Origin of the sequence: Leisingera sp. S232, from assembly GCF_049800895.1 — a bacterium.
In the GTDB taxonomy this organism is placed as follows: domain Bacteria; phylum Pseudomonadota; class Alphaproteobacteria; order Rhodobacterales; family Rhodobacteraceae; genus Leisingera.
The window spans coordinates 1-12,649 of sequence record NZ_JBNAFX010000010.1 but is presented as its reverse complement, the minus strand read 5'-3'; the positions used below and the strand labels follow the sequence as shown (position 1 = coordinate 12,649).

The following is a 12,649-nucleotide window of genomic DNA, read 5'->3' as shown; positions in this document are numbered from 1 at the left end:
GATACTTGAAGTGCGACTCCTATTGCTTTTGAGGGTAGGGTGATCGGCCCATCTCTTCCATCATCTTTTCGCGGAAGACCTCGGCGGGTGTCTTCCATCCGAGGCACTTCCTCGGAGTAGCGTTGAGGCGGTCGCAGATCATTTTCAATTCATGATCCACTGCCCGGCAGGGCATTGTAAAGCAATGTCCCGAGAGGGGGAGACTGCCGTGATGTCGCGTTTCCTCGGAAGCCATCTTCGGGCGCGGCGATTGGTGTTCTCGACCGTGCCTTTCTGCCAAGGACTGGACGGATCACAGAACCAGGTTTGCGTTCCGATCTCAGCTTGCAGGTGCGGCCAGCTGACGAACTCTGTGCCCCGATCGAAGGTGATTGAGCGGCGTGCGATGTAGAGCAGGTCGCGCACAGCCTTCATGATCTTGCCCATCACCGGCTTCGTGCGCTTGTTCGGATTCTTTAACAGCACGGTAAACCGGCTGACGCGTTCGACCAGTGATGTGACGTTTGACTGGCCAAAGCGTTGTTTGAACAAGACAAGATCAGCTTCCCAATGCCCGAACTGGCGGCGGTGTGCGACATCGTCCGGGCGGAACAGGATGCTGACATCACGGTCAAACTTGGGCTTCTGGGGGTCAGTTGCGGATAGGGGCGGAATCCTGCGTTAAGGGGTTTTCGGGGTGATTTTTGGGCCATCTGTACTCGCCCGTGATCAAAATGTGCGTCCAAGCGTGTAGTGCGCCTGCAATCGGGCCGGGTCTGTCGGCAAACCCAAAAGCCTTGCTTGCTGTCGCTTTGTCAGAACGCTTCTTCTTGGCATCAAATATGTCCCCCTTGATCAAATGGCTAAAAAGGACAATAATCACACCAGTGAAAACAAGCACTTATGACCTCTAAAATCACACCAGTTCAATTGGGACAGAAAATGTCCCCAGAAACCAAACGCGCCGTGATCTACGCGCGGGTGTCTACATCCGACCAGTCTTGCGAACGGCAGATCGCCGATCTCACAGAATTCGCAGCCCGAGCGGGGTATGAAGTGTTGGACGTTCATAAGGAAACCATCTCTGGCACCAAGACCAATCGCCATGCTCGCAACCAAATCATGGCATTGGCGCAGGCCCGCAAGATTGACGCAGTATTGGTGGCAGAACTCAGCCGGTGGGGGCGATCCACCCAAGGCCTGCTGGACACGTTGAACCAACTCGCAGGCTGGAACGTTTCGGTCGTCGCCATGTCAGGCATGACCTTTGAACTCGACAGCCCCCATGGTCGGATGATGGCCACCATGCTGGCAGGTATCGCCCAATTCGAACGCGACCTCATGAGCGAACGTATCAAAGCTGGCCTCGCCGCAGCCAAGGCGCGTGGCAAAAAACTGGGCCGTCAACCCGGCCAACGTCCAAAGTCAGACCGCCTCACCCCCAAAGTCATGGCGCTAATCGAAGAAGGCCGCTCCTACCGATGGATCGCTCGCGACCTCGGCATCAGCAAAAACACGGTGTTGGCAATCGCGAAAAGAGCACAGCCGAAACCAAAGGAGTTATAGGCATGGAGCCGTACCAAATTGAACATCTTGTCGAAGTCATAGGCTCCGATGGTCAGATCGACCAAATCTACAACTACCTCGTTTATAAATTCCAGGATAACGGTGCGTATCTCTGGGCGCGGGCATATCTCGACGATATGGGCACCGTCAGTATATTTGGTCCCTTCAAAAGCGAGACCGATCTGACCCCTGTCGAAAACAGCTCACTTGTGAGCGGCGTCATCGAATACATGAAAATGCGATACCCAAACTTGCAGGCTTTCGGGCCAAACGGGTACGTCAAAATTCCTTAGCGCAGGATTTCGCCCCTATCCGCAACTGACCCCTAGATTTGCGCCTGCCGGTAAAGCGGCAGGTGATCCGCGAACTTGGCAACGATTACGCTGGCCACGGTTGCTTCAGTCGGCATGCCACCTTCGATCAGGCGATGCGTGGCCGAGGCCTGAACGATCCCTGACTCGCAGGAGCGGCAGGCATACTTCGGGCGGCGGGTGACAATGACGCGGAATTGCGCCGGGATGATGTCCAGCCGTTCGCTGACATCTTCGCCGATCACATGGCGCTCGCAGCCGCAGTCACAGACACTCGTCTCAGGTTCGATGACTTCCTCGATGCGCGGCAGGTGTTTGGGCAAGACGCCTCGGTTTGCGTTCCGCTTCTTCGGTTTGTCCGTTGGCGGATCAATAGCGTCATCCTCGGCATGCACAACGGCCATAGCCGTCTCGATGTCCTCAAGCGCCAGCTGATATTGATCCGGGTCGGACTTCTCGGATTTTGCGCCGAACAATGCCCGCTTGAAATCGGCCACCAGCTTCTCCAGCGTCGCGATCCGATCCTTCTTGCGGGTGATCACGGCACCGCGGTCGGCAAGCAGCATGTTTTGTTCCGCCAGCTTGGCCTGCGAAGCTAACAAAAGGGCCTTCAACGCATCGACATCATCCGGGAGATCAGCAGGCAATTCCATGGTCGCTGAATAGCAAGCACTCAAGGGAACTGCCGCTCCAAATGAACTCCTGATTCATTCTGCCGCAGCCGGTGGGCGGATCGCCCGGGCCGTCACCCGCCGCCAGTCGAGACCGGCAAAAAGCGCTTCAAACTGAGGGGGATCAAGCCGCATGACACCATCTTTGATCGCGGGCCATTTGAACTGGTTCTGCTCCAGCCGCTTGTAGGCCATAACCAGTCCCGATCCATCCCAGAAGATCAGCTTCAGCCGATCCGCTCGTTTGGCGCGGAACACATAGACTGCCCCATCAAACGGCTTCTTTTGCAGGTGGCTTTGCACCAAGGCAGCCAAGCCGTCATGACCCTTGCGGAAATCCACCGGCTTCGTGGCCATGTATATCTTCACCCCATGGCTCGGATGGATCATAGCGCCGCTGCAATCTCGGCAATCCGGGCTGCTGGCGTGGCCGCATCCAGGCGAACGGTGATCTCTCCTTTGACAACCTCCAGAATGGCCATCTCCGGAAGAACAGGCAACGGGGCCGGTTCATGGTCGGAAACACAAACAGGCGCGAAATCGACAGCATCGCTCATCGGTAAAACCAGCTTCCCATCCCGCGCCATCCGCCGCCATGCCGACAAATGGTTCGGGCGCAGGTCATACTTCCGCGCAACCCCGGCTACCGTTGCGCCTGGCTCCAAGGTCTCGGCCACGATCAACGCCTTCAACTCATCCGGCCACCGGCGATGGCCGCGCGGTCCGATAACTACGCCGAATTTTGTGAAAACCTCAGAAAGACCATCCATGGAGCAGACCTGTGAAAAACTACGTCAACGCAGTGACTCGCAGATCAAACGCTCACAAGGAAGGTGGCGGCAAAACACCGCTTACACAGATGTCTTTGCGTCCCAAGGTAAAATGCCATCGCTGAGGAGGCCATCCGCCGGATTGCGGAGCTCTATGCGGTGGAGAAAGACGGGCGCGGCAAAACGCCCGACGAGCGCGTTGCGCTGAGACAGTCGCGATCAAAACCGATCTTCGATGACGTAGAGGCTTGGCTAATATGGGTTCTCGCCCAAATCGCAGACCACAAAATCACAGGCCTGAACGAATTCCTACCCTGGCGTCACGCTGCCAAAGCAGCGTAACAGGCCAAGCCCTGCCGGAACAGGTCGGGTTCAACGGACGGGCACTGCGATGCGCTGCCTCTCGCCGTTCATTCGGCGTCGTCAGGGTTGGCCTTGCCCTCGAACCACTGGCGGGCTGGCGGCCTCGATTCCCAGCAAGTCCTTCAGGACGACGTTGTCCAGCATCGTATCGGCCAGTATTGTGGCCTCATCCTACTCAAAAGTTGAAGCCTCCGGCAAACCCGGTGCGGTTCGTGGTGGTTTGTTTGGCGACATCAAACCAACCAGATGCACCGCCAGCTTTCAAACCGCCCAAACGCCAGATTCAGCCATAGCTCATGGCGGCGGGGCTGAACACCTAGTGCAATATGCGCCCTGGTTTGCTCAACTTTTTGGTAGATCGACACTGCGTAAAAAGTATCCGTTGCCCAAAACGTCAACGCCCAAAAGACGCTCAAGCGCGTGTGCGAGAGTGCCGTCTTCTTGCCCCTCTTCCGGCGCGAAATGTTCCTGCGAGATTGACAGTTTCAAGATATTGCGCAGTGCAGCTGTCCTCGCCCAGAACATGCTGCCGACCGGAAACTCCAGATGGGTGGTGTCAGGTAAATTTCTGATACCACCGACCGCAGCAAGCAGCTCAGCCAGACGCAAATTGCGGGTCCAGGCAATCGCTGGATTTAGCATGTCAGGAGGGCTTGCATAGATCATACCCAATGCGGGATCATCTTCAAATGCACGTGCGATTGAGCCAACGGCCCGATTGCTTCCGGCCAGTTGCATCACTGAGTTCGTGCCCCAACTAGCAAGCGACTTGCTATGCGGGCTGCGCTTGGAATGCATGTGGAGCACAAATTCATGCGCCTCATGTGAGTGCTGCAATGCAACCAGCTTGGGGAAGACGTCTCGCCCAATATTGTTTGTAACGTGGATCGCGTAGCGGGACCATTTCAACTCATCCAGGCAGTCACGCAATCTATATTGTTTTTCAGCCGTATCGGTCGATAGGTAAATCGGCGCGGCTCTCAGAATTGGCGCGAGTTCGCGCAGGGATGCAAGACTTTCTTCCAGATAGAAGGCATGAAAGAAAACCCCCGTTTTGTTTAGAAAGCCCGTTGGATCAAAAGAGTTTTCGTCGTGTGTAATCAAACCGGATAGGGCTTTAGGCGGGCCAGAGGCGCGTTGCGAAAACTGATATAGACAGTGGCCGTTCAATTGCCGCGATACATCAAGAAGGATGCGTTTTTTGTCTTGCGAAGCCCGGCTGACGCCTTGCCAGGGCACATTCGGGAGAGCACCCAGATTTATTGGTCTTTGCACCAGGCGTTCATCAAACAGTTTTAACAGCCGCGTTGTCTTACCGAAACGGGAAACATCGGCGTCGCTCAGTGTAACGGTGCCGGATTGAACCCCATCCAGAACCGACCTTGTCAAGGACAGGTCGCTCCAAGGCAGAGGAAGCCTGCGAAGATCCAACTCGGCCCTCGCTGCAACATCCCATGGTTTGGCCAGATCGCTGTCCTGCGTCCACGCGGGATGATCTGCCAAAGATGTCAACGCATTATGGTTCAAGAAATAGGCGGCATCGTTCAGCCATGCATGATATTCGCCGAGGTTGCGATCTCCCGCTGGAAGCATTTTTTTATTGGGTTCCTGACGCTCCTTTTTGCGACCGATCGCCAGAGATACGAGGTCTGCCAAGCGTTTGGCGACCCTCTCGGGTGCGTGATGCTCAGCGAGATATGTTTGTATGAGTTTCGCCTGCGGCTTTTCGTTGGCTTTATCTGGCGCGCCCATCGCAGAAATGCTCTGCTCGATGCAATCCGGCAAGCCCGAGCGCGGTTGTGATTGCAGTTCACAGCCTGCTGCGAGCGCTACAAGCTCTTCATAAAGGACAAAACCACACATCCTTTCCCGCAAAGGCAAAGATGTTTGAACACGTTTGAAGCCGCGAAGATACGCCTGCAAGGTCGCCGCGTCGGACGGCAGGGTCTCTATCTTTGCGGTCCGAGTAGCGTTTTCTTTGCTTGCTTGGTCAATCTTCAAAAGTTCGGCCGCGTCAGCATTCACGGAGGTGACTTTGCAGTGAGCCAATGGCCATCCGACCTGGCGCATAGGGCGCAGATGTCCGATCCATGAATCCAAAAACTGAATATGTGCTTGTGACGCGCTCAGAATGCCATCATAGGCCAGCAATGCCACATGTGACATCACCTTCATGTTGGGTAGGAACCATAGAATGTTCATTCCCGATACTGGCGGCAGTTCTCCAAGATCTGTGGCCAGCCATATATTCACGGCACCTTTGCCTTCAGCAAAGCAATCCGCTTGCATCGAACGAAGTTCAGTATCAAATCCGAGCGTCGCCAACTCATGAATGAGTGGGCGAAAAATATCGCGCAGCCGGACGTGCTGGGGATGTTTCATTGATCCGGGTAACCAGATCAGCATCTTTAAATTCATCTAGATACCGCGTATAAGTCCTGCGAGTATATGCAATTTCCTTAGTTAGTGAAGAGGTGTCGGTTTGGCTGCAAGGGTGTTCGTTCCAAGCTTTTGTGACGGAGCGCTCGTTGTTTTCGAAAGGCACAAAGATGCCAGTCCCTCAGGGCGTTTCCAGGCTGTATTGCTGCTGGATGCAAAGGGCGAGCGGGTGATTGAGCATCTGTCGCATCCTTTGAGCGCTTCTGAGATTGCACAATCACTGTTCATAGCAAAAAGATTTCTGCTCTACTGTGATGCAATGTCAAAGGGACCCCTTCTGGATCCTTTGTCGCAAAGCACTGCACCGTTTGGCCTAGGTGATCCCAATACGCTTATGCTGATCAGGAATTCTGCGGAATTTAAAACGGATGTTTACCTATACGCTGCCGCCGCGGACGCATATCTTGCGTCCACGTTGCGAGAGCGGTTCAGCCCCGAGCTGTCCCTAAACCTGTTTCGCCAGGCTGTGGCTTTGTATGACCGTTCCAGAGCCGAACGTTTTTTGAACGAAGAATGGCCTGTCATTCAATCCAAATCGTTGTCTCGGCATTATTGCGAATGCTTTGGTGACGTTTTTTTTCATCTGGCCCGCATGACGAAACAGGATCGTCTTGCGTTTGAGGCATTGAAACTTGCATCGCGCGCGAACCCAAGCGTGGAGCGTGCCGCGCCTCTGCGTAATCTTGCAGCCCTGCTCAAGGAATCTGACGAGGTTATTCGTCAAGCATCCATCGAAGCGACGCACAGGCCTCTTGCGCCACGCGCGTTAGCGCAGGTTTGTGTTGCACATGCACGCCTGGGCCAGTTTGAGGACGCCCATACAACGCTTTCGCTTTTACGCAGCAGGGATGATCCAAAGCCTAAAGTCGATGTCGATAAGGTTGAGAAGTTCTTGGCGGAGCAAGCCCGTGTCCAACGCAACTGAAGAGGATGTGCGTAAAGCCGTTGCGCTAGGCGTGATTGACCTACCCTTTTGCAAAGCGCGCGGCCTTGCCGGGATGGCGGATGTTTTGCAGGTGCTGAATAATCCGGGCAGCCACCAGTGCGCCCTGTCAGCACAGTTTGATCCTGTGGCCTACAGTGAGCTTTATCCGGATATTGCAGGATCAGGTTTGCATCCAGTCATCCACTACACGCGCCATGGCAAAGCGGAGGGCCGCAATGCGTTGCCAGTCTTTGATCTGGTTCTTGAGGATGTTGCAAGCTCAGGCCGGCCTGTCTGGATAGAAAGTCATGATCTGGGTCTGACAGGCGCGCCGATGGCGCTTGCACATCTTCTGCAAGGCTGGCCTTTGCTTGCGCGCAATGCCCTTTTGGGTAGCCCTGCGCCCGGCGGGCTTGTGAACAACATTCTGGAAAGTGGCGCAAAGGTTCTGTGCCACGGGCAATCCGCGCGCCGCATTCAGACCCAAAGCGAAGCTTCACCCCTGCTTGCCCGCTGTGCGAAGTTGCTGCGTCAAAGTGGGGCAAAAGCCCTGATCGCCAACTCTTTTCAGTCATGGCCAATGGTCTTTGCGGCGCTTGAAAGTGGTCTGGTAGTTCATTGGATTATTCACGAACCGACCCCTGATGAAATGCGTGCTCTCTATGATCAAGAGCTATTTGCAAACATTGTAAGCCAGATGACTCTCGTGACATCATTGGTCTTTGTCTCAACCGACAGCCGCACCTCGTGGCAGGCGGAGGAGATGAGCAATAGTCATGTTATTGAAAAAGCTCTGCCTCCTACCTCAAGCATCTCGCGCGAAAGTGGGCGAAATGCGGCTGACTGTGCGCAAGACGACACTTTGGTGCTAAGCGTAGGGACCATGAGCCCGCGCAAAGGTCAGCTTGATTTGATCATGGCGCTTGAGCACCTGGTTGGTGATCCAATCGCAAAATCCCTTGTGAACGTCTTCGTTGGTCATAACACATCAGACTATGCTGCCGATATTCGCAGTCGTGCACGCAAGCTGCGGGCGCAGGGCATGCGCCTGTTTGTGCTGCCGGAAAGCCGCACGGATGAAGACAGGAGGACCGTTGCCCACCTCTTTGCCGCCGCGGATGTTTTTTGCATGACGTCGCGATCCGAGAGCAGACCGCTGACGACCATGGAGGCGCTTCATCAGGGGTGTCCTGTCATATCTACGGATGCTTCAGGAATTGGTGAGTTGATCGATGATGGTGAAACCGGTCTTTTGTATCCGGCGGGTGATCATGCCGCGCTGGCGTCCAGACTGGGGCTTTTGGTCAGCGACATCGAACTGCGCAACAAAATGCGGGCAACGATCATCGATACTCAAGACCCCAGCGCCTTCTCACGCATGCTTGGGGCCTATCAACATCTGCTGTCGTTACCTGGTGTCGCAAGCCCTGCATCTGCAAGGATTTCCTCTTGCACAGGTTCAACATCATCAAAGTAAAGCATGTCGTCAGGCAATTTTGGCAGGCTCAAGGTGAAATCCGGTTGTATCTGCTGAATGCGCGCCACAAGCTCTGCATTGGGGGCTTTAAAATGAGCGCGGATTTGCGCCACCTGATCCCGCGTCCACAAACACGTTGGTCTGGCATCGCCAAACCGTCGTTTGATCGCCCCATCAAGGCGTGCGATTATCTCACTTTTGTGGTGTTCGGGCGCATTCATACCCATCGCCATCAAATAGGCCAAAGGCGCAGGAGATTGATTGAACGCATGACCATCTGAAGCGGGCCTGTAGGTTATGTTGCCTAGGGCCAGAACAGTTCCGATTACCCCACCTTCACGCCTGCAGGCTTGGTGATAATCCAGAAAGTGCAGTTGGCTTGGAGAGAACCCCGACAACAAATGCTCATAAAGGGGGCGCCAATCCACCCAGAGACCCGCCGCATCATTACGATTTAGAGCGCCATTTAGGATAAACGCAGGTTTGAGTTGAGGGCGATTTCGCGACACTTCCTGAAAGGTCGCCTGCAAAAACGATACTTGTTCGCGCAGACAACACACAACAGTGACCCTGTCAAAGGCCGAAGCAATCTGGCTCAAGCGCACCATATCAACTCTGAACGCAGCACGCCCGCGACTGAATTCCTCCGAGGAGATCAGGACAGTGCGATCGCTTTTGGCGTGATCTCTGACAATCTGCTTCCAAGCGGCCTCTGATCCTTCTGACGGCGTGTATTGAGGAAAAGCGCGTGCAAGGTTCAAGGTTAGGCCGTGATGCCCTGCAACGCCATCAGGAGATGCGTCAGATTTCAAACGTGGATAGATGAGGCCGTGTTCAGCCAATGAGTCTGCACGGGCGAAACAGACATTTTGCAGGCTTGTCGTCGCTGTTTTGTGCAGACCGATGTGTAAGATAAGATGTGATATGGTCCGTCCGCCTTGTGGCCCGAAAAGTGACTATTTCAACGATCTTCTATTCTAACAAGAAGGGCGAAGATGTCACTTCAGTAGGTCCATCTCTCGCGTCACAATTCACGCCGACAAAAGGCTCCGGCTCGAAGCACTGTAAGCCTAGGCTCAAGCCTCATATTCAATAGATGTCGATCGCTTGGTTTTCGGGCCGTAAATCATGCTGCCAAGCAGGAATCAATGGGTCCCGAGCCTAGTGATTCGCTGCATTCCTTGGTCCGAAGAGATTGCGACTGTCTGCTCTGCCTCGACAATAATGGCTTTAGAAGCGCAATTGTTTCCAGATATTCCTCTTGGAGTGGTTTGGCTGTCTTGGTGTTTATGGGGGAAACGGAAGCAGATTTCCGCACCACCTTAATGCGAGTTACTTTCTAAATTTTCCTCGCAAGGAAAATTCGGTTTCCCCTCAAGCTTCGATTTTTTTTGTTAAATAATTGTTAAGATTTACTTATTTTTTAGGAAAATGATGTCGAGCCCCGATGGCTCTCCTTGGCGAGCACCACTCCTGATTGTCGTCCTATGTCCCGGCCGTCATTCTTACTGGCTGTCTTCTTTTCCATGATGCGCCCGGATCATGGAAACAGCTGTATTGCAACTGAGATACCGCTGTTACAAAAAATTTACAGCGCGTGGGGTCGCTATAAAAATCGCGGGAGTGGGACAAGATGGCAATTGTAAATGGGAACGGTACTAGCGAAGTTGTGAATGGAACCGCCGATGATGACATCATCACAGGCGGTGCGGGCAACGATACAATAGCTGGTCTTGGTGGTGATGATGTCATTGACGGCGGTTTGGGCGAAGGTGAATCCCTCCCGGGTGGCGCGCATGACGACGATGTCATCTTCGGTGGCTCAGGCAACGACCGGCTGACAGGCAACTCTGGCGCAGACGCCCTCTCTGGTGATACCGGTGACGACACGATCCTGGGTGACGCAGGCGATCCTGCGACGCAGGTCGAAGGGAATGACACAATTGATGGCGGCGCCGGTTCTGATGTCATTGATGGCAACGGTGGCAATGATTCAATCGATGGTGGCGCGGATAGCGACACAATTGCCGGCGGCGCGGGCAATGACTCGATCTCAGGCGGCGACGATGCCGCGGCTGATACGATCACGGGTGATGCCGGCAACGACACGATTGAAGGGCTGGGCGGCGACGATGTAATTGATGGCGGCACTGGCGAAGGTGAATCCCTTCCGGGTGGCGCACATGACGATGATGTCATCTTCGGTGGCTCAGGCAACGACCGGCTGACAGGCAACTCTGGCGCAGACGCCCTCTCTGGCGGTGCCGGTGACGACACGATCCTGGGTGACGCAGGCGATCCTGCGACGCAGGTCGAAGGGAATGACACAATCGATGGCGGCGCCGGTTCTGATGTCATTGATGGCAACGGCGGCAATGATTCAATCGATGGTGGCGCGGATAGCGACACAATTGCCGGCGGCGCGGGCAATGACTCGATCTCAGGCGGCGACGATGCCGCGGCTGATACGATCACGGGTGATGCCGGCAACGACACGATTGAGGGTGGTGCGGGCAATGACGTCATTGATGGCGGCACTGGCGACGGTGAATCGATCCCAGGTGGCGAATCTGACGACGATGAGATTTTTGGCGGTGCCGGTGACGATACGATAACTGGCAACGACGGGAATGACCTGATTGATGGCGGCACTGGCGATGACAGTATTCGCGGTGATCTAGGTAACGATACGATTTCGGTGACAGATGGCTTTGGTGTCGACGTGGTCGATGGGTCTGAAGATCCTGGCGACGGTGACATTGACGTGCTTGATGCCTCTGCCCTGACTGAGGGCGTGAACGTTGTTTATGACGCAGACCCAGAGGATGGTGTTCTGACTGGTGGCACAAGCGGTGACACAGTTACGTTCCAGAACATTGAAAACGTGGTTTACACCGATCAAGGCGACTCGATTGACGGTTCTGCTACGACGGGCGCAATTGATGTGGATGCTGGTGCTGGGGATGATACCATCACAGGTGGCGCAGGCAACGACACTCTCGACGGTGGCGATGACAATGACAGCATTTCGGGTGGCGGCGGAGATGACTCTGTCCTTGGCGGCGACGGCTCCGACACACTTTCAGGGGGTGATGGAACCGATGTGCTTGAAGGTGGTGCGGGGGATGATGACATCCTTGTCGGCAGCGACGACACGGCGAGTGGCGGCACTGGCGACGATGTGTTCACCATTGATCCAACAGATTCAGGCGCTGAGGTTGACGTCACGATTGACGGCGGTTCCGATGGCACCACTGGTGATCCTGCAGGCCCGGAAAACGGTGACGAAGGCGATATCCTTGACCTGAGCGACGCGCTTGATGATCTGGAAGTTGTCTTGGGGCCAAACCCGGAATCCGGCACCGTTGACGGCCTGGATGCGGACGGAACCCCTGACATCACATTCGACGAGATCGAGAAAATCGAGACTGGTTCGGGCGATGATCTGATCGACGGTTCCGGTGCCGACACGCCAATTGACGTGGATGGCAACGAGGGCGACGACACCATCCTTGGTGGCGATGGAGACGATACGCTGGACGGTGGCGACGACGACGATGTGCTGGACGGCGGCGACGGTGACGACGACATTATGGGGGGTGACGGTAACGACACGCTCGATGGTGGCGATGGTTCCGATACGCTGGACGGTGGTGCGTTTGATGACGACATCACAGTCGGCGCAGGCGATACTGGTCTGGGTGGCTCAGGTGACGACGAATTCACCATTGATGCGACAGTAGAAGGTACATCGCCCATCACAATTGTGGGTGGCGAAGACCTCGAAGAGGATGTCATTGATCCCGTCAACAACCCCGATGGCCGTATTGGTGATGTACTTGATCTGACGGGTCTGGGCCCGGTTGAAATCATCTACGACGAAGATGATCCGACATTTGACCCCGACACCGGCATTGGCGAAAGCGGTACAGCGAATTACACCAACGATGACGGCCTGCTTGTCGCAATCGAGTTCTCTGAGATAGAGAATGTGCTGACTGACGAAGTTGCTCCGGTTACAGAGGACGACACGGCAGAAACCGATGAAGACACCGCTGTCACCATCGACGTTCTGAGCAACGACAGCGATCCAAACGGTGACCCGCTGACGGTTGTTGAAGCCACAGCGCCCAATGGCACTGTGACCA

The 12,649-nt window shown here is 55.0% G+C and carries 10 protein-coding genes and 2 pseudogenes; 6 read left to right on the top strand and 6 right to left on the bottom strand.

The window, feature by feature from the left end; all coding sequences use genetic code 11:
* Window positions 1–19: 19 nt before the first annotated feature.
* Window positions 20–606 (bottom strand): annotated as a pseudogene (locus ACP151_RS08750) (IS30 family transposase); the annotation flags it as partial.
* A 315-nt stretch (window positions 607–921) separates the two neighbouring features.
* Here ACP151_RS08750 and ACP151_RS08745 point away from each other — a divergent pair.
* Complete coding sequence (locus tag ACP151_RS08745; protein ID WP_424978504.1) at window positions 922–1,545, top strand: recombinase family protein; 624 nt, start codon at window positions 922–924, stop codon at window positions 1,543–1,545.
* A 2-nt stretch (window positions 1,546–1,547) separates the two neighbouring features.
* Window positions 1,548–1,838 (top strand): hypothetical protein, encoded by a 291-nt coding sequence (locus ACP151_RS08740; RefSeq protein WP_424978503.1) that lies wholly within the window; start codon window positions 1,548–1,550, stop codon window positions 1,836–1,838.
* Window positions 1,839–1,873: 35 nt separating this feature from the next.
* On the opposite strand, the pseudogene ACP151_RS08735 reads toward ACP151_RS08740, so the two are convergent.
* From ACP151_RS08735 to tnpA, 3 genes and pseudogenes are all read right to left on the bottom strand, one after another.
* Window positions 1,874–2,509 (bottom strand): annotated as a pseudogene (locus tag ACP151_RS08735) (IS66 family transposase zinc-finger binding domain-containing protein); the annotation flags it as partial.
* Between the two features lie 54 nt (window positions 2,510–2,563).
* The gene (tnpB, locus tag ACP151_RS08730) at window positions 2,564–2,917 is read right to left on the bottom strand and encodes an IS66 family insertion sequence element accessory protein TnpB (RefSeq protein WP_424978502.1); all 354 of its coding nucleotides are present in this window, start codon (window positions 2,915–2,917) and stop codon (window positions 2,564–2,566) included.
* Entirely contained in the window at window positions 2,914–3,297 is a 384-nt protein-coding gene (gene tnpA / locus ACP151_RS08725) for an IS66-like element accessory protein TnpA (RefSeq protein WP_424978501.1), read from the bottom strand. Before tnpA ends, tnpB begins: the two co-directional genes overlap by 4 nt.
* Before the next feature lie 159 nt (window positions 3,298–3,456).
* Here tnpA and ACP151_RS08720 point away from each other — a divergent pair, with 159 nt between their 5' ends.
* On the top strand, window positions 3,457–3,639 hold the full coding sequence (locus tag ACP151_RS08720; protein ID WP_424978500.1) for a hypothetical protein: 183 nt from the start codon (window positions 3,457–3,459) through the stop codon (window positions 3,637–3,639).
* A gap of 363 nt (window positions 3,640–4,002) precedes the next feature.
* Here the strand turns inward: ACP151_RS08720 and ACP151_RS08715 are convergent, their stop codons facing one another.
* Window positions 4,003–6,078 (bottom strand): rhamnan synthesis F family protein, encoded by a 2,076-nt coding sequence (locus tag ACP151_RS08715; RefSeq protein ID WP_424978499.1) that lies wholly within the window; start codon window positions 6,076–6,078, stop codon window positions 4,003–4,005.
* 64 nt (window positions 6,079–6,142) lie between these two features.
* On the opposite strand from ACP151_RS08715, the gene ACP151_RS08710 reads away from it, so the two are divergent.
* Both ACP151_RS08710 and ACP151_RS08705 read left to right on the top strand, forming a co-directional pair.
* Entirely contained in the window at window positions 6,143–7,024 is an 882-nt protein-coding gene (locus ACP151_RS08710) for a hypothetical protein (protein WP_424978498.1), read from the top strand.
* Entirely contained in the window at window positions 7,008–8,501 is a 1,494-nt protein-coding gene (locus tag ACP151_RS08705) for a glycosyltransferase (RefSeq protein WP_424978497.1), read from the top strand. The genes ACP151_RS08710 and ACP151_RS08705 overlap by 17 nt, the downstream gene beginning before the upstream one ends.
* Here ACP151_RS08705 and ACP151_RS08700 read toward each other — a convergent pair.
* A complete protein-coding gene (locus ACP151_RS08700; RefSeq protein WP_424978496.1) occupies window positions 8,417–9,343 on the bottom strand; it encodes a hypothetical protein in 927 nt (308 codons plus the stop codon). The genes ACP151_RS08705 and ACP151_RS08700 overlap by 85 nt on opposite strands.
* Before the next feature lie 791 nt (window positions 9,344–10,134).
* Here ACP151_RS08700 and ACP151_RS08695 point away from each other — a divergent pair.
* Window positions 10,135–12,649, top strand: a 2,515-nt coding sequence (locus tag ACP151_RS08695; protein ID WP_424978495.1) for a beta strand repeat-containing protein, incomplete at its 3' end; no start/stop codon positions are given.